This is a genomic window from Lysinibacillus sp. GW823-FHT02G10, from assembly GCF_058797135.1.
The window spans coordinates 68,130-93,255 of record NZ_JBXAJI010000005.1; the positions used below are offsets into that span (position 1 = coordinate 68,130).

Here is a 25,126-nt window from a genome sequence, read left to right on the forward strand (position 1 = left end):
TTCGTTTTTACTGAATTATCCACATATTGTTTATAACTTAATAAAAAATGTGTATAAGTTGTCTGAATTTGTGCACAATTCATTCAAAAAGTCCTTTAATCCATTCCCATATAAAGAATGTAACTTGTTCTTTTTCTTCTACTTCTACTTCTTCTTTTACCTCTTCATTATCAGGCTCACATATCGATGGGAAGATACTGCACCACCAGTTATCTCCACGGGCATCACCAATCTTTACAACAATTGATTGATAGACATTTTGTGGATAAAGTACAGCACCTTGTCTTTTTGGTGGGAATAAATTATCCCCAACAACAACCTGTGCATCCAATTGTGGATAATTTTCGCTCAGTTCAGCTTCAACTTGTTGTTTTAACGAAAGAATTTGCTCATTCCCAGCAAATCCAGCCGTACCCAGTTGTAGAAAGTATGGCTTTAAATCTTGGACAAGCTGCTGTTTCTCTAGCTGATCTTGTGCAGTATTACTGTTTGCAATAACACGTATACGAAAATCTTTTTCTTGCACATCACCGGAAGATTCCTTCGCCAAACCTACTAATGTTGGAATATATAAAACACATAACTGTAAAACAATCGCAATTAATACTAGTCTAGCAAAAGCTAGAAAGATATTTTGTTTAGGTAATCTAATAATCTTGTATTCGTTCAACATAAAAATCCCTCCTTGCTCAACATTGTTGGCAAGAATAAGAAACTTTATACATGTAGCTCACAAAAAATCATTCGAGGTTTACCGTTAATATCTTTTTCTACTGAAACTGTCGCCTGTGGAAAACTATCTTGAAAGAATTTGGCTACTTTCTCCCCCTGTGTATAACCAATTTCTAATCCAATCAACGCTGGCCTATTCATATAAGCTGGTAATTGTTCGGCTAATTTTCTATATAAAATAAGACCATCTTCCTCGGCAAAGAGGGCACTATGCGGCTCATGCTCTAGCACAACGCTTGACATTGCTTGTGCCTCATCAAATGCGATATACGGTGGGTTCGATAAAACAATATCAAATTTTTCTCCTGCAAGTGGAGCAGCTAAATCTCCCAATCTAAAATCAATATCTGCCTCTAATTGCTTTGCATTTTTTTGAGCAGTTGCTAGTGCAGCTTCTGATAAATCGGTAGCTATGACCGTTAATGCTGGGCATTCCAGCTTCATTGAAATAGCAATGGCTCCACTACCTGTACCGATATCAGCCAGCTTCAATGTTTGCTTTGTAAATAATTTAGGTAGTCGATTAATTGTTCCAAGCACCAATTCCTCTGTTTCAGGTCGTGGTATTAAGACAGATTCATCGACTAAGAATGAACGGCCATAAAACTCCTCATACCCAACACAGTATTGGACAGGGCGTCCATTGACATGTTCTTCTATGAGCTCATTAAATCTCATTTGCTGCGCTGCTGTTAATTCATCTTGCAAATGCAGCATAACTTCTCCATAACTAGTACCAAGCACATGTTGCATAACAATCCGCGCTGCTGTTTGTTCACAACCATTATCCACTAAAAAAGAAGAAGCCCACTCAAGGGCCTCCATCACATTTTTATAAGTCATCATTTAAACGCTCTAACTTCGATGCTTGTTCTTCTAAAATAAGAGCATCGATAATCTCGTCTAGTCTGCCTTCAACGATTTGATCTAGCTTTTGAATCGTTAAGCCGATACGGTGGTCGGTTACGCGGTTTTGTGGATAATTGTATGTGCGAATTCGCTCAGAGCGGTCACCAGATCCAACAGCTGATTTACGTGTAGCATCAATCTCTTTTTGCGCTTCCTGCATATACATATCTGCAACACGAGCACGAAGAATTTTCATTGCTTTTTCACGGTTTTTAATTTGTGAACGTTCATCCTGCATCGAAACCACAACACCTGTCGGTAAATGGGTCATACGAACAGCAGACATTGTTGTATTTACAGATTGACCACCCGCACCAGAAGATGCGAATGTATCTACACGGATATCTTTTTCATGGATTTCAACATCTACTTCCTCAACCTCGGGTAAGCAAGCAACTGTTGCTGTTGATGTATGAATTCGGCCTTGTGATTCTGTAGCAGGGACACGTTGTACACGGTGTGCGCCATTTTCAAATTTGAATTTTGAATAGGCTCCTTGTCCATTAATCATAAAGATTACCTCTTTATAGCCGCCCATTGGGTTTGGTGTAGCTTCCATAATATCAATTTTCCAACCTTGCGTTTCTGCATAGCGAGAATACATACGGAACAAGTCACCTGCAAAAATATTAGCCTCGTCACCACCAGCTGCCCCACGGATTTCCATAATAACGTTTTTATTATCATTCGGATCTTTTGGAATTAATAAAATACGTAATCGCTCTTCTAGCTCTTCCTGCTGTGCTTTTAATAGGTTAAATTCTTCCTTTACCATTTCGTGCATATCAGGATCTTTTTCGCTATCTAACATTTCTCGTGTATCTACTAGCTGTTCTTTAACACTTTTATATTCACGATAAGTATCTACTGTCTCTTGGATATCTGATTGTTCCTTAGAATATTCGCGTAATTTCTTACTATCATTAACAATATCCGGATCGCTCAAAAGCTCAGTAAGCCTTTCATAACGATCTTCCACTGCTTGTAATCGATCAAACATGGATTTCACCTCTATTTAGTTTTTTAAATTGCTCCTTTTTTACAGAGAAGCCGCTTTCATCAAAATTACGCTAAGGCGTAATGGTTTTTTCATTTCTTATTTCCACTACTTAGTATAAGGAAATTTTCACATGTATGCTACTTTTTCTTAGCGCTTTAACAAGCTACTTAGCTTTAAAGCGGTGGATTTGCATGACATTTTCGGCAAACAGGATAATACGAATCATTGCCACCGATTTGAATTTGATCTCCTGTGTAAACTGGCTTTCCACTTTCATCTACACGCAAATTCATTGTTGCTTTTTTATGACAGAACCAGCAAATTGTTTTCATTTCCTCAATTTTATCTGCATATGTAAGCATGTACTGGCTACCTTCAAATAGCTCATTTTGAAAATCATTTTTTAAACCAAAGCCCATTACGGGAATGTCCAATTTATCCACAATGTTAGCTAGCTGTAAAACATGTGCTTTTTTTAGAAATTGAACTTCATCCACAAGCACACAATAAGGTTTGACAGCATTAGTTTTCACTATTTCAAAAATATTTGTATCTTCATAAACAGGAATGGCTTGTTGTCGTAAACCTACTCGACTGGAAACGAAGCCCACCTCATCACGCGTATCTAAACCTGAAGTAAACATCATTACAGGTTTTTGTTGTTCTTCATAATTATGGGCAACTTTTAGAATTTCTATTGACTTCCCACTATTCATTGCACCATGTTTAAAATATAGCTGTGCCATTTTGTCTTCTCCCTTTCTTTGTGTCAATCTGGATTTTGAAAAGACTTGCATCAACGTGTATTATTTACTGAAAAAAATACCTGCCAAGCGCATGCTTGGCAGGTATTAAACTAACATTAGTTTTTAAGACCGTATTTTTTGTTGAAACGATCCACGCGACCATCAGCAGACGCGAATTTTTGACGGCCAGTGTAGAATGGGTGACATTCGTTGCAGAACTCGACAACGATGTTTTCTTTTACTGAACCAGTTTTGAAAGTGTTCCCACAAGAGCAAGTTACTGTTGCTTCTTTGTAGTCTGGATGAATTCCTTGTTTCATATTCGTTTTCTCCTCTCGCCCTGAACCATCTGGAACAGAGTATTATCGAACTGTACCTTACATAGCCCGAATATGTCGACTACAAAAGTTGTGTCGAAGTGGAACGTCAGCTACATATGTACACGTTGCATACTTTTGAAGTATAGCATAGACATTTTATCATTTTCAAGTAAAAAATATTAAAAGCAAACCATCCCTAATACCTAACCGCGAACTTCACGATAATCATTGTCTACTAACCCAATTTTCTCATTTCGTTCTTTAAAGCGAATATTATGTGAAGATACATAGGCTACTTTCGGTGCATCTGGCTCCAAGTATAGTTTTGCACTATTTAATGCTAGTATTCCATCAGTAAATGCACCAGCTATTAATCTAACTTTACTAGGATGATCAATAAAATCACCAGCTCCATAGATACCCGCTACGTTCGTTTCACGATTCTCATTAACAATTGCTACGCCATCCTGAATATTTAATCCCCATTCTTCAAGCGCACCATAATCACATTTTAAACCATGATTTACAATGACAGCATCTACCTTTACTCGTTCCAATTCATCGGTATCTTTATTGACAATAGATACATATTGAATTAAATCACCGTCCCCATGCAATTGAACCACTTCATAGGGCGTTTTTACATGAACTAAGGATTCTTTCATACGTAAGACATTTTTTTCATGTCCTCCAAAATCATCTCGCCGATGAACAATCGTGACGCTTGCGGCTATTGACTCTAGCTCATTAGCCCAATCAACCGCAGAATTACCACCACCTGAAATCAACACATGCTTGTCTCGAAAGATTTCTAATTCCTGAACTGTATAATGTAAATTCGTTACTTCGTAGCGATCTGCTCCTTCAATTTCAAGCTTTTGCATAGAAAGGACGCCATAGCCTACTGCTAAAATAACCGTTTTGGAATAATGCTTTTCTCCTGTAGAGGATGTTAAAATAAATGTTCCATCCTGTTGCTTATCTAACTTTTCCACTTTTTGATTTAAGACAATCGTTGGATCAAAGGTTTCAGCTTGCTCCACAAGTTGTTTAATAAGCTGACCACCTAAAATAGGTGTTACTCCACCTACATCCCAAATCATTTTTTCAGGATATATTAACATACGACCACCAAGTTGTGAGCTATACTCGATAATTTTCGTTTTTAAATCTCGCATTCCACTATAAAAGGCAGTATAAAGCCCTGCTGGACCACCGCCAACAATCGTTACATCATATAGTTCCTCTGACATTTCCTCTTCTCCATCCCCTTCTAATCTATTCAAACGTAAATTATTTGACAAGAATTAATCTAATAACCGTCTATTCTTTCCCCTCATGGTAATACTATTCACACACAAAGGAAAAAGTGCCATTTACTCTTTTAATCGTGCTAGTAAATACAAGAAATAAGGTGCTCCTAAAACTGCTACCACAATCCCTGCTGGAATTTCTGAAGGTTCTAAAATGGAACGACCGATTGTATCAGCCATTAACACTAAGAAACCTCCTAATAATGCTGCGGTTGGCAATAAAAACTGGTGTTTAGCCCCAACAAGCTGTCGAGCTAAGTGTGGCGCAACAAGGCCAACGAAACCAATTCCACCACTTACTGAAACACTAGCTCCAGCCAAACCAACAGCAGCAGCCAACAACCAGCGTCGCTCTTTTTCTATCGAGGCACCTAGTCCTACTGCTGTTAATTCACCTAAATTCAATATGTTTAATACACGTGATTTTGAATAGACGAATGGCAATAAGATAACTAACCATGGTAATAACGACAGAACAAATCTCCAATTTGAGCCCCAAATGCTACCTGCTAGCCATGTTGCTACAAATTGATAATTCTCTGGCGATAGACGTAGTGTTAGCACAATCATAGCGGAGCTAATCCCTGCTGCCACAGCTACCCCAGTTAAGATTAAACGCATTGGTGTAATCCCCTCATGGCGTCGATAAGAAAGTGAATAAATCAGTACAGCTGTCAAACCTGCTCCTATAAAAGCCAGTATAGGCAGTAAATAAACAGGTGCTGCTTTCGTAGTTGGAAAAAATGACACATAGAGCATAACCGCTAGTCCTGCTCCTGCATTAATCCCTAAGATTCCTGGGTCTGCTAAGGCATTTTTAGAAATGCCCTGTAAAATAGCGCCAGATATAGCTAACCCCATACCTACTAATACAGCAATCACAATTCTTGGAAGTCTGAATTCATATAAGATAAGCTGCTGTTGTGCATCACCTTGACCAAAAAGAGTCCGAAGAACCTCCATTGGTGTCAGTTTAATGACACCTGTATTCATACTTATGACAAAGGTAATAACGATTAACACAATGAGCGTAGCAAGAATGGAAAAATGTTTCCTTTTCGCCTTTAGCTGACTTGGTGTTAAATAGCTGTTACTCATAGTTCTTTCCCTCCTTTTCGAGCTAAATAAAGGAAGAATGGTACTCCAATAAAGGCTATGAGCGCACCAATGGGTGTTTCATATGGTGGATTAATAACACGTGCTACTAAATCAGCTAACACAACAAGCAATGCTCCATATACCAAGGAACAAGCGATGATCCAGCGATAATCATGACCAACTATGTATCTGGTTAAATGAGGGATAATTAACCCTACAAAACCAACCGCACCGACAACAGAAACTGCTGCACCCGCTAAAACTAAAACAATGATCATTCCCCATACTTTTACCACAGCAGTACGTTGCCCTAGCCCTACTGCAATTTCTTCACCTAAGCTCAGTACGGTGATGGAGCGTGATAGGATAAGAGCTCCTATCATCGCAACAAGTATCCATGGAGATAAGATTTGTAGATGGCTCCATTTTGTGCCCGAAACCCCACCCGCATACCAAAATGCGAGGTCTTGTCCGATACGAAAATAAAGAGCAATTCCTTCTCCGAGCGCCCCAAGTAACGCACTAACAGCAGCTCCTGCTAAAACTAGTCGCATAGGTGTTAAGCCACCTTTAGAAAGCGAGCCAATACCATAAACGATGGCCACACCAAGACCTGCACCTACAAAGGACCATAAAATTAAATACATATAAGGCAACCCAGGGAAGAAGGCAAAACATACGGCTAACATAAAGGCAGCTCCTGAGTTCAAGCCTAATAACCCTGAGTCTGCTAAAGGGTTGCGTGTCATCCCCTGCATAATCGCACCCGCTACCGCAAAGCTTGCACCGACTAATGCTGCTCCAAGTACCCGTGGTAAGCGAATATCATGGATAATTTGATGTGTTGTTAATTCTGGTGAAAAATGGGTAACCGCTGTCCACACAGTACCCAATGAAATATCTGCTGCACCAAAAGAAATTGATAAGCCAATGGCAACTATTAATCCAATTACTCCTACGATTAAAGCCACTACTCCACGGATCGGATGAGATCGCTTCTGTAGCTCTTCTAAATCGTGGAGCTCTCCTACTCCTGTCGACGTAGTCATTTTATTTCCTCCTCATAACTTCCAACTAGCTTTTATTTTTTCATATCGTACAACTGATAAGATAGGCAGATTGGATTTTCACTATAGGGACATACAGCCATTTCTGCATCAATATTAAATACCCTTTGTAAATTTTCTTTTGTCATCACTTCTTTTGGACTGCCATTCACCATTAAATTGCCGTCTCTCATGGCCATCATAAAATGAGAGAACCGTGATGCATGATTTAAATCATGTAAAACCATGATAATTGTTCGTCCTTCTTCCTTATTTAGTTTTTGTAGCAACAATAAAATATCGAGCTGATGTGCTAAATCTAAATAAGTTGTTGGTTCATCCAGTACTAAAATATCCGTGCCTTGCGCCAATGCCATAGCAATCCATACTCTTTGACGCTGACCACCTGATAATGCTTCGATTGGTCGATCACTAAATTCTCTTAGTCCCGTAACATCAATAGCCCAATGGATATATTCATAGTCTTCCTTTTGCAATGTACCAAACCCTACTTGATGAGGAAAACGACCATAGGATACCAGTTCAAAAACCGTTAATCCTCCTGGTGCTGTTGCTGTTTGAGGTAAAATAGCCATTCTTTTGGCCACTTCTTTTGTTTTCAATTGATGTATAGCTTTGCCATCTAAATAGACAGCTCCATTTTGTGTGCGTAATACACGTGCTACAGCCTTTAATAAAGTAGACTTGCCACAACCATTTGGACCAATAATCGTGGAGATCTCCCCTTTCGGAATCTCCACACTTAAATCATTGACGATGAGCGCTGAAGAGTAACCAATCGCAACATGATCTATTTCAAGTACTGACATCTTTAACTTCCTTTCACTTTTGAGACTTTTACTTTTAAATTTGTAAACCAAATTGGGCTGTATACAAGCCATAGTAAGCATTTTGGCGTTCCATTAATTGCTCATGTGTGCCTTCTTCAATAATGCCCTTTTTCGATACCACAACAATTCTGTCTGCATCCTTAATCGTTGCTAAACGGTGGGCAATCACTAATGTAGTACGACCGATAGAAAGCTCGTTTAAGGCTTGCTGGATAGCTTGTTCTGTTTCTGTATCCAATGCAGATGTTGCTTCATCTAGTATTAAGATTTTTGGATTTTTCAAGAAAATACGCGCAATTGATAATCTTTGTTTTTGTCCACCTGATAATTTGACACCACGTTCACCTATGAGAGTATCCATGCCTTCTGGTAAAGCATTGATTACATCCGTCAGTTGGGCTCGTTGTGCGGCATACCAAATATCTTCTTCACTGGCATTTAAATCACCATAGGCTATGTTTTCACGAATGGTACCATCGAATAAAAAGACATCTTGCTGGACAATCCCGATATGCGAACGTAAAGATTGCAGTTTAAAGTCTCGTATATCAACACCATCAATCTTAATGGAACCCTCATTCACCTCATAAAAACGTGGCAATAGGCTACAGATCGTAGATTTCCCTGCACCAGAAGGGCCTACTAAGGCAACCGTTTCACCAGGACGTACCTTTAAATTAATTTGATGTAAGGCACGATTATTGGCAGCGTAGCCAAACGATACATTAGAAAAAGTAATTTCACCATCAATTTCATCGATTGTTTTCGCTTCTGGACGGTCCGCAATTTCGGGCTCCGTTTCGAGGAATTCAATATAGCGCCTAAATCCTGCCATGCCCTTAGGATAGCTTTCTATAAACATATTGATTTTGTTAATTGGGCCTAAGAGAATACCTGAAAGTAAAATAAATGCGATAAAATCGCCATTTGTTAAATGCCCATTTAATACAAAATAAGCCCCAACAAATAAAGTAAAGAGTGATAATACCTTCGTGAGTATGCCTGAAATAGCTTCATTCCAAGCCATTACTTTATAGGAAAACAGCTTTGTCATACGGAATCTTTCATTATTTACTTTAAAGCGTTTAATCTCATGATCTTCATTTGTAAAAGCTTGTACAACACGAATACCACTTACATTGTTTTCAACACGTGCATTAAAATCTGCAATATCTCCAAACATTTGACGGAATGCCTTGGACATTAATTTCCCGAAAATAATGGTTAAGATTAAGATAATCGGAACAAGTAAGAAAATAAGAATCGTAAAGGTTGGATCAATATAGTACATGACACCAAATGTTCCAATAATCGTCATCGCTGCAATAAAGATATCCTCTGGACCATGGTGAGCAAGTTCACCAATATCCATCAAATCATTTGTTAAACGAGAAACAAGATGCCCTGTTTTGTTGTTATCAAAATATCTAAAGGATAGCTTTTGTACATGGCTGAAGGATTCTTTTCTCATATCAGTCTCAATATTAATGCCAAGCATATGTCCCCAATATGAAACGATAAAATGAAGAATGGAGTTAAAAATGTATAATCCAAACAGCAATAAACTCGCCATAATAATCCATTTCAATTCCCCATCTGGCAGAATATCATCAATTACTTTATTTAAAACAATCGGAAACGCAAGCTCTATTAGTGCCACTAATATGGCACAGCTAAAATCTAAAATAAATAAGCCTTTATAGGGCTTATAATATGAAAAAAATCGCCGTAATAACATGGTGTAGCCTCCTATCGTGATCTCGTTTTACGTATCTATAAATGAGCTATCTACAATAGCTCTCCTGTTATCTCAGTTATTGTTGATGAGCCTTTGTAAATTCAACTATTTTTTCAGCTAGTTCTTCAGCTTGGTGTAAGCCAGAGAGCGGATCAGAAGCAAAATAATATTCAGATGGAAGCTCTAATACTTGATTACTTTTAACGACATCTAAGTTTGTCCATGTTGCTGGTAACTGGCCATCTTTGTTAAAGAAATTAATCATGAAGTTATAGTCACCTACATAATCACCTACTACTTCATAGGAAATCTCATAACGTCCATTACTTGCTTCCTTTGTATCAAAAATCTCCTGCACCTTTTCTTGAGGATTCATGCCCAAAATTTGATAGAGCGCTCTACCGCCCGATACACTTGATTGCCCTACAATCGTTGCATTTTTTTCAAACATTTCATAAATAGTAAATGTAGATCCTTTTGGAATCACATCCATGATTTTTTCTTTAGCTTTTGCGATCCGATCTTCAAATTCTTTTGTAAAGGCCTCAGCCTCTGCTTGTCTTCCTAAGTAATTCCCCATTGCCTTAATCTCCTCAATCGCTGATTGATGTGCATCTTCAGCGAAGACAATTGTCGGGGCAATTTTTTCATATTTCGCTACATCTTCAATATTCCAAGTAATAATCAAGTCTGGCTTTAACTCTAAAACTTTTTCTAATGACACCTTACCATCTGTACCAATATTCGTAATTTCACCATCCTTATAGTGTTGCTTTAAGAAAGCAGCATAATCAAGGTTAGCCGTTACGCCTCCAACTGGTACAACATCTAACGCTAAAATTTGCCCCAGATACCAATCAGTTACGACTCTCTCTGCCTGCATTGGAATTTCTACTTCGCGTCCACTATCATCTGTTACGGTTCTAGTCTCTGCCTTCTCGGGCGAAGTTGGTTCATCAACCTTAGATTGGCTTGTCTCTTCATTACACGCTGCCATTAAAACGAACAGGCTTAATAAAAAAGGTAGCTTTATATGGTGAATCATCTTCTTTATCATGATTTCATTTTCTCCATTCTCAAATCGTTTTGCTTGCGCGAGCTGATTATTATTGTATTGAAAATGATTCTCATTTGTAATGGCAATTTCGGACATATTAGATGCATATTTCAGCCTAAAGCTACTTGGAGCCAGTTTTGTTGCTTTTTTAAAAGCACGGCTAAAATAATATTCATCTTCAAACCCAAGAGATATGGCAATTTCTTTTATGCCATATTGATTGGTTAATAAATACTGCTTAGCCTGCTCTATTCTCAATTGTTGTAAATATATTTGTGGACCTATTTCATAGCGAGCTTTAAAAATGCGTAATAAATGTCGTGTACTAATCTGAAGCATATCTGCTAATGTCTGGATAGATAATGGTTGATGAATGTGTTGCTTTATAAATAATCGTGCGGCTTCTGCCTTATCAATTTCATGTGGTTTCCCTTGTCCTTCTGCTAATTCTCGAAAGACATGATAGATAAGCTCATAGAAGGATGCCCTTACAGATAAATGCTCCTGTATAGAGCCAGATTGCCATTTGCTATACATATCCTGAAGGATGCTGTGAATGACTATCGGATTTGCGGGTACACAAGAGAAATGTGTTTGGAATGGTTGATAGTGCATGTGCAAATGCTGCATAAAGGCATCTTTGTACATGACATCTCCTTTATAGCTAATGAGAAAATAGCTAACACTCTGCTGTGCCCTAATGTGAAGAGATTGAGATTTACCTAGATGAAAAATACTGAAGCGCTGCACATGATAAGATTGATCATCAATGACAATCTGTGCACCGCCTGCTGTGACAATAAGAAACGAGCTATATGTTAAAACCTTTGACACATGAATGTCTGATTTATTTATGTAATCGATTTGCTTCAACTGGATAAATGCATTTTGCCAAAGAAGCATATAGGCATCATAATTCATCTTCGTCTCCTTCAGAACACATATTTACTTACCATTATATTGATAATGATTATCAATTTCAATATACATTTATAAAATAAACATATACAAAAAAAATCACCACTGACAATTTGATTGTCAATGGTGATGCCCTTTATAAAAGTCCCTTACCCTTTGTTGCTTTTTTCATATCTTCGTTTAGCTTTTCAAAAAATTCTTCATTTGATTTTGTTGTACGTATTTTTTTCAGGAAGCGCTCTGCAAAATCAGGTGCATCAGAAAACGTTTTACGAATTGCCCATAGCTTTTCAAGTTGTTCTGGTTCCAGAAGAAGCTCTTCTTTACGTGTACCCGAACGACGAATGTCAAGCGCAGGGAATATACGGCGTTCCGCTAACTGACGATCAAGATGAAGCTCTAAGTTCCCTGTTCCCTTAAATTCTTCATAGATAACTTCATCCATACGAGAACCTGTATCTACTAAAGCCGTCGCTAAAATTGTTAAACTACCACCTTCTTCAATATTACGAGCCGAACCAAAGAAACGTTTCGGTCTATGGAATGCAGCAGGATCAATACCACCAGATAGTGTACGTCCACTTGGTGGAATTACTAAGTTATAAGCACGAGCTAAACGTGTAATAGAGTCCATTAAAATAATTACATCACGTTTATGTTCCACTAAACGTCGTGCGCGCTCTAATACTATTTCAGCCACTTTGACGTGGTTCTCAGGTACTTCATCAAATGTTGAGCTGACAACATCTGCATTGACAGAACGTTCAATATCTGTCACTTCCTCAGGTCGTTCATCAATCAATAGGACAATTAACTCCGCTTGCGGATGATTGGTTGTAATAGCGTTCGCAATCTCTTTTAATAAAGACGTTTTCCCTGCCTTTGGCGGAGCTACAATTAATCCACGTTGTCCAAAGCCTACTGGTGCCACTAAATCCATTATACGTGTGGATAAATTGCGTTGTGTTGTTTCTAGTTTAATTTGTCGATTTGGATATAAAGGTGTTAGTGCTGGGAAATGAACTCGTTCTTTCGCTACTTCAGGATCTTCGCCATTGACAGCATCTACTTGTAATAGGCCATAATAGCGCTCATTTTCCTTCGGTGGACGCACCTTTCCTGACACCTTGTCCCCATTACGCAAATCAAAGCGACGGATTTGGGATGCAGAAATATAAATATCTTCTTTACTTGGTGAGTAGTTGATTGGTCGAAGGAAGCCGAAGCCCTCTTGCGAAACAATTTCTAGTACGCCTTCCATAAAGAAATAGCCCTCTTGCTCTGAACGCGTTTTCAAAATAGCAAATATCAATTCTTTTTTCGTTAGCTTGCTATAATAAGAAATTTTATATTGGCGTGCAAGGGCGTAAAGCTCTTTTAACGTCATGTTTTCTAATTGAGCGATTGTCAATGCAGACATATGCACAACTCCAGTCTTTTTCAAAATATAATTCAATTTAATGGGGTTATCATTGAAGTTTACGATTGGCTCTGCTAACGCTTATATGGTTGCCTTTAATAATATCTATTGAAATATTTCCACCATATAACTAAACATTGCCTTAAAAATATGGGATGGTTATTTAAAGAAGAAGGTACCTAGCACAATAGATGTACTAGGTATATTTTAGAAGAAAATAACATTAATATCTAGGTTTTTTCTCAAGAGCGTGACGGCCTTCAACAAAGCGAACCGTACCAGATTTAGCACGCATAACTACTGAATGAGTTAAGGCATAAGCACCTTTATATTGAACACCCTTTAAAAGCTCGCAATCTGTTACTGCTGTCGCTGCAAAAATAGCATCGTCACCTTTTACTAGGTCATCTAAATAAAGAACTTTTTCAACATCCACACCCATTTTTGTGCAGCGTTCTAATTGCTCTTCATCTTCTGGTACTAGTTTTGCTTGGAAGTCACCACCAAGGCATTTTAAAGCTACTGCTGCTATAACACCCTCAGGTGCACCACCTGTTCCAAACATAATATCAATGCCTGTTTCATCAAAAGCCGTATTGATTGCTGCACCAACATCGCCATCTTGGATAAATTTAATACGTGCACCAGCCTCACGAATTTCATCAACAATCGCTTGGTGACGTGGTCGATCTAAAAGAGTAGCTACAACATCAGAAATATCTTTATTTTTAGCTTTTGCTACTTGTAATAAGTTATAAGTGACGGAAGCATTGATATCCACTTTGCCCGCCGCTTCTGGTCCTACAGCAATTTTCTCCATGTACATATCTGGTGCATTTAACAGATTCCCTTTATCTGCAATAGCAAGAACTGTCATAGCACCATTTGTACCTTTTGCTACAATGTTTGTACCTTCTAAAGGATCTACTGCAATATCTACTTTAGGACCACCATTTCGTAAACCAAGTTCTTCACCAATATAAAGCATTGGTGCTTCATCCATTTCGCCTTCACCAATTACTACTGTAGCATGCATTGGAATTGTATCGAACATTTTGCGCATCGCTGTTGTTGCTGCATCGTCTGCCTCAATTTTCAAACCGCGCCCCATCCATTTCCCGGATGCGATTGCTGCTGCTTCTGTTACTCGTACTACTTCCATCGATAAACTACGTTCCATTGTTGCTTTGCCTCCCGTTATGGGCACCTTTTCGTGCCAAAACATTCAAATTACCTCTATTGTAACATAATTGGTTGAAAACTTTTAGCTCTCATTATTCCTTTGTCTCAGCTACACGTGCCACAATTGTTTCACGTCGAATATCAGCGCCTAAATCACGTAATTTCTCAATAAGTGAGCTATAGCCACGTTCGATATGATAGATATCCTGAATCTCAGTTTCTCCTTCTGCTAAGAGTCCAGCTAACACTAAAGCTGCACCAGCACGAAGATCTGTAGCTGTGACAGTTGAGCCATGTAATCTACTCGGCCCTTTAATAATTGCTGTGTTTCCTTCTACACGAGCATCTGCATTCATACGACGAAGCTCATCAATATGCTTGAAACGAGCTGTGTAAATAGTATCTGTTACTTTTGAGGAACCGAATGCTTGTGACATTAACACGGCAAGCGGTTGTTGAATATCCGTTGGGAATCCAGGGTATACCAATGTTTTGACATCCACTGCCTGTAATGTTGAGAGGTCTGTTTTTGGTACATAAATACTTTCTTCACCAATCTCAATTTTCACACCCATTTCACGAAGCTTGGCGATAATTGCTTCTAAGTGCAGTGGAATAACGTTATCGATTGTTATACCATCACCAACTGCTGCAGCCATAATCAAAAATGTAGAGGCCTCAATGCGATCAGGTATAATCGTATGTTCAGTACCATGTAGCTCTTCTACGCCTTCGATACGAATGACACTTGTACCTGCACCTTTAATATTGGCACCCATATTTGTTAGAAGTGTCGCCACATCAATTATCTCAGGTTCTTTTGCAGCATTTTCAATGACAGTACGTCCCTTAGCAAGGACAGCAGCAAGCATGATATTAATCGTAGCCCCAACACTTGCCACATCTAAATAAATTTTTGCCCCTATCAATTCATCTGCACGTAAATAAATGGCTCCGTGTTCATTAGTAATTTTAGCTCCTAAAGCCTCAAAGCCCTTTATATGTTGATCAATAGGTCGAGGTCCTAAAAAACAGCCTCCAGGTAAACCAATAACTGCTTTTTTGAAACGTCCAAGCATAGCCCCCATTAAATAATAAGAAGCACGTAACTTTTTAACGTTGCCGTTTGGTAAGGGCAATGCAATCATCTCTGTTGGATCGATTGTCATTTTCCCATTCTCAAATGAAACTTCTCCACCAATTTCCTCTAATAGAGCCTTTAACGTCCAAGCATCTGAAATTTCGGGTATCCCTCCAATAGTCACTGGAGAGTTCGCCAAAATTGATGCAGGAATTAAGGCGACTGCACTATTTTTTGCGCCACTAACTTTAATTGTACCTTGTAGACGATTTTCGCCAGTAATTTTATAAACATCCATTTTGCGTTCTCCCTCATGATTGGAAAGTAGTATTTTTGCAATTTGCACACTTTATAATCTTATTATTCGCCTTTTCTCTTATTCCAATCCGCTAAAAATCCTTCAATTCCTTTTTCAGTTAATGGATGGTGGAAAAGCTGCTTTAATACTTTAAACGGAGTAGTTGAAATATGTGCGCCTGCTAAAGCCGCTGCTGTAACGTGTTGCGGGTGACGAACAGAGGCAGCGATAATTTGTGTATCGATATTATGGATTGTAAAAATATCTGCAATTGTTTCAATTAACTCAACACCATTTTGACCAATGTCATCTAAACGGCCGATAAATGGTGATACGTATGTAGCACCTGCACGCGCAGCCATTAATGCTTGGTTAGCACTAAAAATTAATGTCACGTTTGTTTTAATTCCTTTGTTTGCAAAGAATCGACATGCCTCTAATCCAGCTGGTGTCATAGGAAGCTTTACTGTGATGTTTGGCGCAATCGCAGCTAATTCCAAACCTTCTTTAATCATACCTTCTGCATCAAGTGCAATAACTTCTCCACTTACAGAGCCATCAACGAGCTCAGCGATTTCGCGAAGACGATCATGGAAAGAAACATTCTCTTCTTTAGCCACTAACGATGGGTTTGTCGTCACTCCTGATAAAATACCCCATGCATGTGCCTCTTTAATCTCTTCAAAGTTTGCTGTATCAATGAAAAATTTCATATTATTTCCTCCTGATCATTTTTCTTATATTATTAAATATTTTCCAAAATTTCTTTATTTCAAAAACAAGAGAAGGTCGATTGAAAGCATCAACACTTCTCTTATTATGTGTATTTATCTATGCTTTTGTAACATATTAAATGCAAAAATTATGCTTTTTGTGCACTTCCAAATTCACGAATTTTACCAATAACCGTAGCTTTGATGGCTTCACGTGCTGGACCAAGGAATTTACGTGGGTCGTAAACAACTTTGTCGTTGTCCAGAATTTCACGAATTACTTTTGTTGCTTCAATTTGATTTTCAGTATTGACGTTAATTTTAGCCGTACCTAACGAAATAGAACGTTGGATATCTTTTGTTGGGATACCTGTACCACCATGTAAAACAAGTGGAAGGTCTGCCAATTTAGAGATCTCCTCCATTTCTTTAAAGCCTAAGTTTGGCTCTCCTTTGTAAGGACCGTGTACAGAACCAAGTGCTGGAGCTAAGCAATCGATGTCTGTTAGTTCAACCATTTTGCGGCATTCTTCTGGATCAGCGTAAATAATACCACCGATTACGCCATCTTCATCTCCACCAACTGTCCCTAATTCTGCTTCCACAGAAACGCCTTTAGCATGTGCGTATTCTACTACTTCTGAAGTAATTTTCACATTTTCCTCAAATGGGTGATGTGATGCATCAATCATCACGGAAGTAAAGCCTGCATCAATTGCTTCTTTACATTTTGCAAAGCTAGAACCATGGTCAAGGTGAATTGCTACAGGAACTGTAGTACCGTAAGATTCCATTAAACCTTTTACCATATGAACAACAGAAATAAATCCGCCCATATATTTACCTGCACCTTCAGAAACACCAAGAATCACTGGAGACTTTTCTTCTTCAGCTGCTTGTAAAATTGCCTGAGTCCACTCTAGGTTGTTAATGTTGAATTGACCAACAGCATAACCTTCTGCTTTTGCTTTAATTAACATCTCTTTCATAGATACTAATGCCATACTAAAAATCCTCCTCATAGGACTATTCTTTCTACATAAACATGCTCCTCAATCATAGCAAAAATAATAGCCCCTGAAAAGCAGGGGCTATTATTTTCTACCCGAAAGCGAAGTGTAACGTAGCGGCAGGGGTGACGAAGTGAAGTGTAACGCAACGAAGTCCTCGCACCTGAAAAGCAGGGGCTATTATTTTCTACCCGAAAGCGGAGTGTAACGTAGCGGCAGGGGTGACGAAGTGAAGTGTTACGTAACGAAGTCCTCGCACCTGAAAAGCAGGAGCTATTAATCAACATAAAAAAACAGGCCGTGTGTCCACTGCCTGCTTTTTAAACTTGTAAAGCTTTATTTACTTCATCACGCACTTCGAAAATATCAAACGGTTTTGTAAAGTAACGAATGGCTCCTAATTCTAACGCTTCTTGCACAACATCCAATTCTCCGTATGCTGTCATCATAAAAACAGGCAGCTTCGGAAACTTCTTTTTTAAACGTCTCAAAATTTCAATACCATCCATTCCTGGAATTTTCATGTCCAGTAAAACACAATCCATCTCTTGTTCGTCTGCATACTTTAATGCCTCTGAACCATTTGCTGCTAAATATGTAATATATCCTTCCTTTTTCAGCACTTCATTTAAAAGTAAACGAATTCCCTGCTGATCATCGACAATTAGTAATCGTTTCACATCGCATTCCGCCCTTTTTAGTTTTATTCTTACACAAAAACTTTCTTTATTATGTATAATTCTCCTTTTTCAGCTTAATACCTTCTAGTATTATAAATTATCTGCTTTTGCTTTCTACCTTTTACCCCCTATAATATGAATAGAGGTGGGAACATGTCAAAAATTCTAACAACACAATTAAGTGGATTATTACAAAGAATTATACAAAATGAAGAAGATGCTATCGAGGAAACAGCAAGGTTATTAGCACAAGCCGCAATCGGCGAAGGAAATGTCTATTTTGCTTGCTTTGGAGAAATGCAGGTTGTGGCATTAAATGCACTTCAAGCAGTCGAACCCTTTAGCAAGTTAGCACCTTGGACTACAGACACAAGCTTAACAGAAGCTGATCGGGTTTGCATTTTTACTCGTAGTGCATATGATGAAGAAGCACTCGTCTTAGCACAAAAATTAAATACGCAATTTATTCCCTTTGCTGCTATAGCTAGTGAAGCAGCTAGTGTAGATAACCCTCTTGCTGATTTAGCCTATACGTATGTTTCTACACGCATTAAAGGCGGTTTAATACCAAATGATCTAGGTCAACGTATTGTTGTACCACATGCGCTTGCAGGACTCTTTGTATATGAAGCTGTCAAAATTGCTTATGATGAAATGCTTGGGTTGGATGAAGAAGAATTGTAGTCAGCAAATTAAAAAGAGTTGTCTCGTATTTAACGAGACAACTCTTTTTGATTATTTAAATGTTGAGCCGATAAAATCGCGGAACAATGGTTGTGGACGATTTGGACGTGACACTAGCTCTGGGTGGAATTGACATGCTACAAAGAAGTTGTTTTCTGGTAGCTCAATAATTTCAACCAATTTGCCATCAGGACTTGTACCTGAGAAGACAAGGCCAGCTGCTTCCATTGCCTCACGATATTCATTGTTAAATTCATAGCGGTGACGATGACGCTCATAAACAAGCTCTTTACCATAGGCTTGGCTAGCTTTTGAACCATCCTTTAATTTACATGGGTATAAACCTAAACGTAAAGTACCACCGATATCTACAGTATCATTTTGATCTGGTAGGAAGTCGATAATTGGATACTCCGTATTTGCATCAAGCTCTGTAGAATGAGCACCTTTTAGGCCAAGTACATTACGTGCAAATTCTACTGTTGCTAATTGCATACCTAAACAAATGCCTAGGAAAGGAACATTATTTTCACGTGCATATTGTGTTGCTAAGATTTTACCTTCAACACCACGATCACCAAAGCCGCCTGGTACTAAAATAGCGTCAGCACCTTTTAATAGCGAGGCCACATTGTTAGCATCAACGTGTTCTGCATTAATCCAGTCAATTTCAATATCAGAATTAAATGCATATCCAGCATGCTTTAATGCCTCAACTACAGAAATGTAAGCATCTTGTAGTTCTACGTATTTCCCTACTAATGCTACCTTTCTTTTATTTGGTAAGTTCTTCACTTTTTCTACAAGGTCACGCCATTCTTCCATATCTGCTTCTGGAGCTTCCATACCAAAATGATCCAAAACGATATCATCTATATCTTGCGCATGTAGGTTTAATGGTACTTCATATAAATGCTCAGCATCACGAGATTCAATAATTTCATGTGGTTGAACATCACAGAATAATGCTAATTTCTCTTTCATCTCTTGTGGTACTTCTTGTTCAGTTCGAACTACGATAATATTTGGCTGAATACCTAAAGAGCGTAATTCTTTAACAGAATGCTGTGTAGGTTTTGTTTTAAGTTCACCAGCTGCTTTAATATAAGGAATAAGTGTACAGTGAATATACATTACATTGTTATGCCCTAAATTTGTTTTCATTTGGCGAATGGCTTCTAGGAATGGCAATGATTCAATATCACCTACTGTTCCACCAACCTCTGTGATCACAACATCTGCATTTGTTTCACGACCAGCACGTTGGATACGATCTTTGATTTCGTTTGTAATATGAGGAATTACTTGGACTGTTCCACCATTATAATCTCCACGACGTTCTTTCTGTAATACAGATTGGTAAACACGACCTGAAGTTACTGTAGAATGTTTCCCTAGGTTAATATCAATAAAACGTTCATAGTGTCCTAAGTCTAAATCAGCCTCAGCACCATCATCTGTTACAAAAACCTCACCATGTTGATAAGGACTCATCGTACCTGGGTCAATATTGATATATGGGTCAAATTTTTGAATCGTCACTTCTAACCCACGATTTTTTAATAAACGGCCTAAAGATGCTGCAACAATCCCTTTTCCAAGTGATGATACAACCCCACCTGTTACAAAAATATACTTCGTCATGAATAAATTCCTCCTTATGATGTTCTAAAATATTAGTGCGTTTAGGGGGGATCAGAACCATTTACATTCTAATACCCTAAAAAAAGAAAAGCCGAGAATGTCTACAAAATGTAGTCGATTCGAAGCTGTAATCGGTTCTATCTCTTTTCCACTTTCCTTTAAACCATAAAACTCTAATAACTTTTCAGTCACCGTTTACTATACATCATGAATAATTAAAAACATTTATATTCATATCGGTATTAAAAGTATGGGAGAACTAAAATGATTAAAGTTAAAAACAAAAAAACGCTCCTCCTGCATAGGTTTGCAGGGGGAGCGTATTATATACACGGTCTTTCTCCTTCTTTTAAGGAGCCCAAGTAAAAGATTAAACGTAACCGTGATAGAAGTCAAGATTTTTTGCTTCTAGCTTAAAAGAAAGAAAATTCTAAGTGTACTGTATTAGATCTCTTCCTCTTCTTCCTCAAATTCTTCTTCCTCTTCATCAATAAACTCTTCATCGATTTCTTCATCAATTTCTTCTAGTTCTTCATCGTCAAAGTCGATATCTTCTTTTTCATCATCTTCTTCATCAAGTTCTTCTTCATCAATGAACTCTTCAAAGTCTTCATCAAAGTCGATATCTTCTTCATCTAAGTCTACATCTTCATCAAGATCTTCATCATCAAAGGCAGCTTTAGATTTTTTCTTTTGAGTCTTAACAGAAGGAGCTGTTTCTTCTTCGATTTGCTCAACTTTAAACCATTCACGTAAGCCCCAGCCTGCTTCTTGATTATATAAGAAGCGACCATCAATATTGATATCTGTATAAAATTGTAACAGACGGGATTTCATTTCTGCATCACTATAGCCCACAAGCTCTTGAATTAATTTTAATAAATCATTAAAAGACACTGAGGCACGTTTTTCATTTAAAATTGCATAAGCTAAGTTAATTAACGATTCTTCTGTTAATTGTTCCTTTGTCATTTCACGAAAATTCAATTCGTGCACTTCCTTTCCCTCATCACAATGGACGTTTTAAAATTACATGGTGCTTTATTCTCCAAGCGCAGCAAAAAAGGCCACGCAAAAGGTTCTTTCCATACAATAAGCATAATACCCATTATATACAAAGTTTTAGCCCCTTTGCTAGCTTCAATTACTGTTTTTTATATTACGCATTTTTTTTATTCCAAGATAAAACAAATAGACAGATAATAGTAGTAAAGGAATAGCGCCAATTTGCTTATTATACAGGAAAAAGGCTCCCAATACTAAAGCTAATATAATTATGTAGTGAATAGCTGATTTCATCCTCTACTGCGCCTCCCCTTTTTTTACATTTCTATTATAACGAAAATAAAAAGAAGTGCCTAATCTTAAGACTAGACACTAGAAATTAGAGAAGCATGATACTTGAATAGAAAACAAGAAGTTTTGATCAACCTTGCTTACATATTACGACGATATTGTCCGCCAACTTCATATAAAGCTTTTGTAATTTGTCCTAAACTTGCTACTTTTACTGACTCCATCAGCTCAGCAAAAATATTACCATTATTGACAGCCACTTCTTGTAGACGTGCAATCGCAGCTTCACTTTCCTCTTCATGGGCTTTCCAAAAAGCTTGTAAATTACGAATTTGTGTCTCTTTTTCTTCTGTCGATGCACGTGCGATTTCCATATTATCTATATCAGCATCTGAAGGTGGATTTGGGTTCAAGTAAGTATTAACACCAATGATTGGTAACTCCCCTGAATGTTTTAACATTTCGTAGTACATAGATTCTTCTTGAATTTTACCACGTTGGTATTGTGTTTCCATAGCACCTAACACACCGCCACGATCATTAATACGATCAAACTCTTCAAGAACCGCTTCTTCCACAAGATCTGTTAATTCTTCAACAATAAACGCGCCTTGTAGTGGGTTTTCATTTTTTGCTAAACCATGCTCTTTTGTAATAATCATTTGAATTGCCATAGCACGTCTTACAGATTCCTCCGTAGGTGTAGTAATGGCCTCATCGTAGGCGTTTGTATGCAATGAATTACAGTTATCTTGTAATGCCATTAAAGCCTGTAATGTTGTACGAATATCATTAAAATCAATCTCTTGTGCGTGTAAACTACGCCCAGACGTTTGAATGTGATACTTTAGCTTTTGAGCGCGCTCATTAGCACCGTATTTATCACGCATTACAATAGCCCAAATACGTCGTGCCACACGGCCGATTACTGTATACTCTGGATCTAGTCCATTTGAGAAGAAGAATGATAAATTTGGTGCAAAGTCATTGATATTCATGCCACGACTTAAATAATACTCTACATACGTAAAGCCATTAGCTAAGGTGAAGGCTAATTGGGAAATTGGGTTTGCTCCAGCTTCCGCAATATGATAACCAGAAATGGAAACAGAATAATAGTTACGTACTTTATGGTCTATAAAGTATTGCTGAATATCGCCCATCATACGCAAAGCAAACTCTGTTGAGAAAATGCATGTATTCTGGCCCTGATCTTCTTTTAAAATATCAGCTTGTACTGTTCCACGTACGACTTGCAATGTTTTTTCACGTGTCTCGGTAAACTCTTCAACTGTCAAAGTTCGTCCTAGCTTTTGCTCACGTAATTGAACTTGTTGATCGATTGCTGTATTCATAAACATTGCTAAAATAATAGGTGCTGGTCCATTAATAGTCATTGATACAGATGTAGACGGTGCACATAAATCAAAGCCTGCGTAAAGTTTTTTCATATCTTCTAGTGTACAGATCGATACACCTGATTCTCCAACCTTACCGTAAATATCTGGACGGTAATCTGGGTCTTCCCCATACAAGGTTACAGAATCAAAAGCTGTAGATAAACGTTTTGCATCATCATCTTTTGATAAATAATGGAATCGTTTATTTGTACGTTCTGGTGTTCCCTCGCCAGCAAATTGACGCTTCGGATCTTCACCCTCACGTTTGAATTGGAATACACCCGCCGTATATGGGAATTCGCCAGGAACATTTTCTTTATAAACCCAACGCAAGATTTCCCCATAGTCTTCAAACTTCGGTAATGCTACTTTTGGAATTTTCGTGCCAGAAAGACTAGTTGTTTTTAAGATGGTACGAATTTCTTTATCGCGAACTTTAGTCACAAACTCATCGCCAGCATACGCTTCTTTTAATGCCTGCCAATTATCCAATATACGCTTGGATTCTGCTGTTAATTCATCTCTAACACCTTCTGCTAAAGAAGTAAGCGATGCCACAAGCACATCATCTGGAGCTTTTTCTTGGACAGCTGCAATAGCACCTTCTAATTGGAATAGTCGACGAGCAAATGCCACCTGCTGCTCAGTTTTTTTATGATAGCCACGGACAGTGTCCGTAATCTCACGTAAATAATAACGGCGATCGTTTGGAATGATAACATCTTGCTTTTGCGTTTTCGCAAATTGCTCATAGCTTGTTTCCCAATTAAAACCTGTTTTTTCGTTAATTATTTTAACGAGGGCGGCGAATAACGCATTTGTGCCTTTATCATTAAATTGGCTAGCTATTGTACCGTAGACTGGCATGTTATCAAGTGATTCATCCCAAAGCTCGCGGGAACGTTGATATTGTTTTTGTACTTGTCGAAGGGCGTCCTCTGAGCCTTTTCGCTCAAATTTATTGATCGCAATAACATCTGCAAAGTCAATCATATCAATTTTCTCAAGTTGTGTAGGTGCACCGAATTCGCTTGTCATGACATACATAGATAGATCCGTGTATTTAGTAATTTCGGCATCACCTTGACCGATTCCACTTGTTTCTACGATGATTAAGTCATAACCTGCTACACGTACTACATCTAGCACATCACCAATTGATGCAGATAATTCTGTACGTGAGCCACGTGTTGCTAAACTACGCATATAAACACGGTTATTAAAAATAGCGTTCATGCGAATACGATCCCCAAGCAATGCTCCACCCGTTTTTTGCTTTGTTGGATCGACTGATAGAATGGCTACACGTTTATCTGGGAATTCTTTTAGGAAGCGGCGAATCAGTTCATCCGTTAAGGATGATTTCCCTGCACCACCTGTTCCCGTAATCCCCATTACTGGCGTACCTTTTGAAAGCTTTCTTGCCTCTGCTAGCATTTCTTTCGTAGCTTCATCGTCATTTGACTCAGCTGCTGTTATTAGATTGGCTAAAATTTCAGGCGTCTCTGTCGTTAAAGACTTTAATTTCTCTAAATAATTACCTGTTGCAGTAGGAAAATCTGTACCTTTAATTTGTTCATTAATCATTCCCTGTAGCCCTAAAACACGGCCATCCTCTGGTGAGAATATCCCTGCAATGCCATACGTATGAAGCTCTTTAATTTCACGAGGTAAAATAACTCCTCCACCACCGCCATAAATTTTAATATGTGGTGCTCCTTTTTCACGCAGTAAATCATACATATATTTAAAGTATTCCATATGTCCGCCTTGATAAGAAGAAACCGCAATCCCTTGTGCATCTTCTTGTATCGCAGCATTCACGACTTCTTCAACAGAACGATTATGACCTAAATGGATTACTTCTACACCGCTCGATTGTAAAATGCGTCGCATAATATTGACTGAAGCATCATGTCCATCAAAAAGACTCGATGCTGTCACAAAACGTACGTGATTTTTTGGACGATATACTTCTACCTTTGTCATA

At 38.2% G+C, this 25,126-nt stretch carries 21 protein-coding genes; 1 reads left to right on the top strand and 20 read right to left on the bottom strand.

Features of this window, described 5'->3' with window-relative positions:
• Nucleotides 1-79 precede the first annotated feature (79 nt).
• The 17 genes from AC1RFD_RS15955 to AC1RFD_RS16035 all read right to left on the bottom strand — a co-directional run bounded on the left by AC1RFD_RS15955 (nucleotide 80) and on the right by AC1RFD_RS16035 (nucleotide 18,112).
• Nucleotides 80-673 (bottom strand): stage II sporulation protein R, encoded by a 594-nt coding sequence (locus AC1RFD_RS15955; protein ID WP_103117426.1) that lies wholly within the window; start codon nucleotides 671-673, stop codon nucleotides 80-82.
• Nucleotides 674-717: 44 nt separating this feature from the next.
• Entirely contained in the window at nucleotides 718-1,578 is an 861-nt protein-coding gene (gene prmC / locus AC1RFD_RS15960) for a peptide chain release factor N(5)-glutamine methyltransferase (RefSeq protein ID WP_112117318.1), read from the bottom strand.
• Complete coding sequence (prfA, locus tag AC1RFD_RS15965) at nucleotides 1,565-2,641, bottom strand: peptide chain release factor 1 (protein WP_004269459.1); 1,077 nt, start codon at nucleotides 2,639-2,641, stop codon at nucleotides 1,565-1,567. The genes prmC and prfA overlap by 14 nt, the downstream gene beginning before the upstream one ends.
• A gap of 173 nt (nucleotides 2,642-2,814) precedes the next feature.
• Complete coding sequence (locus tag AC1RFD_RS15970; RefSeq protein WP_048395608.1) at nucleotides 2,815-3,387, bottom strand: thymidine kinase; 573 nt, start codon at nucleotides 3,385-3,387, stop codon at nucleotides 2,815-2,817.
• A gap of 116 nt (nucleotides 3,388-3,503) precedes the next feature.
• The gene (gene rpmE, locus AC1RFD_RS15975; RefSeq protein ID WP_004269457.1) at nucleotides 3,504-3,707 is read right to left on the bottom strand and encodes a 50S ribosomal protein L31; all 204 of its coding nucleotides are present in this window, start codon (nucleotides 3,705-3,707) and stop codon (nucleotides 3,504-3,506) included.
• Nucleotides 3,708-3,910: 203 nt separating this feature from the next.
• Nucleotides 3,911-4,960: an NAD(P)/FAD-dependent oxidoreductase gene (locus AC1RFD_RS15980; RefSeq protein ID WP_054548733.1), complete on the bottom strand. Its 1,050-nt coding sequence runs from the start codon at nucleotides 4,958-4,960 to the stop codon at nucleotides 3,911-3,913.
• Between the two features lie 123 nt (nucleotides 4,961-5,083).
• Nucleotides 5,084-6,118, bottom strand: a complete 1,035-nt coding sequence (locus tag AC1RFD_RS15985; RefSeq protein WP_115674209.1) for a FecCD family ABC transporter permease — start codon at nucleotides 6,116-6,118, stop codon at nucleotides 5,084-5,086.
• Entirely contained in the window at nucleotides 6,115-7,167 is a 1,053-nt protein-coding gene (locus AC1RFD_RS15990) for a FecCD family ABC transporter permease (protein WP_054548709.1), read from the bottom strand. The genes AC1RFD_RS15985 and AC1RFD_RS15990 overlap by 4 nt, the downstream gene beginning before the upstream one ends.
• A 32-nt stretch (nucleotides 7,168-7,199) precedes the next feature.
• Nucleotides 7,200-7,994 (bottom strand): ABC transporter ATP-binding protein, encoded by a 795-nt coding sequence (locus AC1RFD_RS15995; RefSeq protein ID WP_048395606.1) that lies wholly within the window; start codon nucleotides 7,992-7,994, stop codon nucleotides 7,200-7,202.
• Nucleotides 7,995-8,028: 34 nt separating this feature from the next.
• Nucleotides 8,029-9,753, bottom strand: coding sequence for an ABC transporter ATP-binding protein (locus AC1RFD_RS16000; RefSeq protein WP_048395605.1), 1,725 nt, complete (start codon nucleotides 9,751-9,753; stop codon nucleotides 8,029-8,031).
• Between the two features lie 76 nt (nucleotides 9,754-9,829).
• The gene (locus AC1RFD_RS16005; protein ID WP_492475071.1) at nucleotides 9,830-11,731 is read right to left on the bottom strand and encodes an AraC family transcriptional regulator; all 1,902 of its coding nucleotides are present in this window, start codon (nucleotides 11,729-11,731) and stop codon (nucleotides 9,830-9,832) included.
• Nucleotides 11,732-11,864: 133 nt separating this feature from the next.
• A complete protein-coding gene (gene rho / locus AC1RFD_RS16010; protein WP_016992739.1) occupies nucleotides 11,865-13,148 on the bottom strand; it encodes a transcription termination factor Rho in 1,284 nt (427 codons plus the stop codon).
• 223 nt (nucleotides 13,149-13,371) lie between these two features.
• On the bottom strand, nucleotides 13,372-14,328 hold the full coding sequence (gene glpX / locus AC1RFD_RS16015) for a class II fructose-bisphosphatase (protein ID WP_004269449.1): 957 nt from the start codon (nucleotides 14,326-14,328) through the stop codon (nucleotides 13,372-13,374).
• Nucleotides 14,329-14,422: 94 nt separating this feature from the next.
• Nucleotides 14,423-15,709, bottom strand: a complete 1,287-nt coding sequence (gene murA, locus AC1RFD_RS16020) for a UDP-N-acetylglucosamine 1-carboxyvinyltransferase (RefSeq protein WP_048395599.1) — start codon at nucleotides 15,707-15,709, stop codon at nucleotides 14,423-14,425.
• A gap of 62 nt (nucleotides 15,710-15,771) precedes the next feature.
• The gene (gene fsa / locus AC1RFD_RS16025; protein ID WP_004269447.1) at nucleotides 15,772-16,422 is read right to left on the bottom strand and encodes a fructose-6-phosphate aldolase; all 651 of its coding nucleotides are present in this window, start codon (nucleotides 16,420-16,422) and stop codon (nucleotides 15,772-15,774) included.
• 149 nt (nucleotides 16,423-16,571) lie between these two features.
• On the bottom strand, nucleotides 16,572-17,426 hold the full coding sequence (locus AC1RFD_RS16030) for a class II fructose-bisphosphate aldolase (RefSeq protein WP_004269446.1): 855 nt from the start codon (nucleotides 17,424-17,426) through the stop codon (nucleotides 16,572-16,574).
• A gap of 326 nt (nucleotides 17,427-17,752) precedes the next feature.
• The gene (locus tag AC1RFD_RS16035) at nucleotides 17,753-18,112 is read right to left on the bottom strand and encodes a response regulator (RefSeq protein ID WP_004269444.1); all 360 of its coding nucleotides are present in this window, start codon (nucleotides 18,110-18,112) and stop codon (nucleotides 17,753-17,755) included.
• A gap of 153 nt (nucleotides 18,113-18,265) precedes the next feature.
• On the opposite strand from AC1RFD_RS16035, the gene AC1RFD_RS16040 reads away from it, so the two are divergent.
• Nucleotides 18,266-18,796, top strand: a complete 531-nt coding sequence (locus AC1RFD_RS16040) for a DUF2529 family protein (RefSeq protein WP_054548562.1) — start codon at nucleotides 18,266-18,268, stop codon at nucleotides 18,794-18,796.
• Between the two features lie 51 nt (nucleotides 18,797-18,847).
• Here the strand turns inward: AC1RFD_RS16040 and pyrG are convergent, their stop codons facing one another.
• The 3 genes from pyrG to icmF all read right to left on the bottom strand — a co-directional run bounded on the left by pyrG (nucleotide 18,848) and on the right by icmF (nucleotide 25,125).
• Entirely contained in the window at nucleotides 18,848-20,440 is a 1,593-nt protein-coding gene (gene pyrG / locus AC1RFD_RS16045; RefSeq protein WP_048393729.1) for a CTP synthase, read from the bottom strand.
• 444 nt (nucleotides 20,441-20,884) lie between these two features.
• Nucleotides 20,885-21,427 (bottom strand): DNA-directed RNA polymerase subunit delta, encoded by a 543-nt coding sequence (gene rpoE / locus AC1RFD_RS16050; RefSeq protein ID WP_103117419.1) that lies wholly within the window; start codon nucleotides 21,425-21,427, stop codon nucleotides 20,885-20,887.
• A gap of 449 nt (nucleotides 21,428-21,876) precedes the next feature.
• Nucleotides 21,877-25,125, bottom strand: a complete 3,249-nt coding sequence (icmF, locus tag AC1RFD_RS16055; protein WP_315059470.1) for a fused isobutyryl-CoA mutase/GTPase IcmF — start codon at nucleotides 25,123-25,125, stop codon at nucleotides 21,877-21,879.
• Between the last annotated feature and the right edge of the window lies 1 nt (nucleotide 25,126).

Excerpts from the sequence above, each read along its gene's own strand:
- AC1RFD_RS15955 (WP_103117426.1), bottom strand. The coding sequence starts at position 673 with ATGTTGAACGAATACAAGATTATTAGATTACCTAAACAAAATATCTTT.
- prmC (WP_112117318.1), bottom strand. The coding sequence starts at position 1,578 with ATGATGACTTATAAAAATGTGATGGAGGCCCTTGAGTGGGCTTCTTCT.
- prfA (WP_004269459.1), bottom strand. The coding sequence starts at position 2,641 with ATGTTTGATCGATTACAAGCAGTGGAAGATCGTTATGAAAGGCTTACT.
- AC1RFD_RS15970 (WP_048395608.1), bottom strand. The coding sequence starts at position 3,387 with ATGGCACAGCTATATTTTAAACATGGTGCAATGAATAGTGGGAAGTCA.
- rpmE (WP_004269457.1), bottom strand. The coding sequence starts at position 3,707 with ATGAAACAAGGAATTCATCCAGACTACAAAGAAGCAACAGTAACTTGC.
- AC1RFD_RS15980 (WP_054548733.1), bottom strand. The coding sequence starts at position 4,960 with ATGTCAGAGGAACTATATGATGTAACGATTGTTGGCGGTGGTCCAGCA.
- AC1RFD_RS15985 (WP_115674209.1), bottom strand. The coding sequence starts at position 6,118 with ATGAGTAACAGCTATTTAACACCAAGTCAGCTAAAGGCGAAAAGGAAA.
- AC1RFD_RS15990 (WP_054548709.1), bottom strand. The coding sequence starts at position 7,167 with ATGACTACGTCGACAGGAGTAGGAGAGCTCCACGATTTAGAAGAGCTA.
- AC1RFD_RS15995 (WP_048395606.1), bottom strand. The coding sequence starts at position 7,994 with ATGTCAGTACTTGAAATAGATCATGTTGCGATTGGTTACTCTTCAGCG.
- AC1RFD_RS16000 (WP_048395605.1), bottom strand. The coding sequence starts at position 9,753 with ATGTTATTACGGCGATTTTTTTCATATTATAAGCCCTATAAAGGCTTA.
- AC1RFD_RS16005 (WP_492475071.1), bottom strand. The coding sequence starts at position 11,731 with ATGAATTATGATGCCTATATGCTTCTTTGGCAAAATGCATTTATCCAG.
- rho (WP_016992739.1), bottom strand. The coding sequence starts at position 13,148 with ATGTCTGCATTGACAATCGCTCAATTAGAAAACATGACGTTAAAAGAG.
- glpX (WP_004269449.1), bottom strand. The coding sequence starts at position 14,328 with ATGGAACGTAGTTTATCGATGGAAGTAGTACGAGTAACAGAAGCAGCA.
- murA (WP_048395599.1), bottom strand. The coding sequence starts at position 15,709 with ATGGATGTTTATAAAATTACTGGCGAAAATCGTCTACAAGGTACAATT.
- fsa (WP_004269447.1), bottom strand. The coding sequence starts at position 16,422 with ATGAAATTTTTCATTGATACAGCAAACTTTGAAGAGATTAAAGAGGCA.
- AC1RFD_RS16030 (WP_004269446.1), bottom strand. The coding sequence starts at position 17,426 with ATGGCATTAGTATCTATGAAAGAGATGTTAATTAAAGCAAAAGCAGAA.
- AC1RFD_RS16040 (WP_054548562.1), top strand. The coding sequence starts at position 18,266 with ATGTCAAAAATTCTAACAACACAATTAAGTGGATTATTACAAAGAATT.
- pyrG (WP_048393729.1), bottom strand. The coding sequence starts at position 20,440 with ATGACGAAGTATATTTTTGTAACAGGTGGGGTTGTATCATCACTTGGA.
- icmF (WP_315059470.1), bottom strand. The coding sequence starts at position 25,125 with ATGACAAAGGTAGAAGTATATCGTCCAAAAAATCACGTACGTTTTGTG.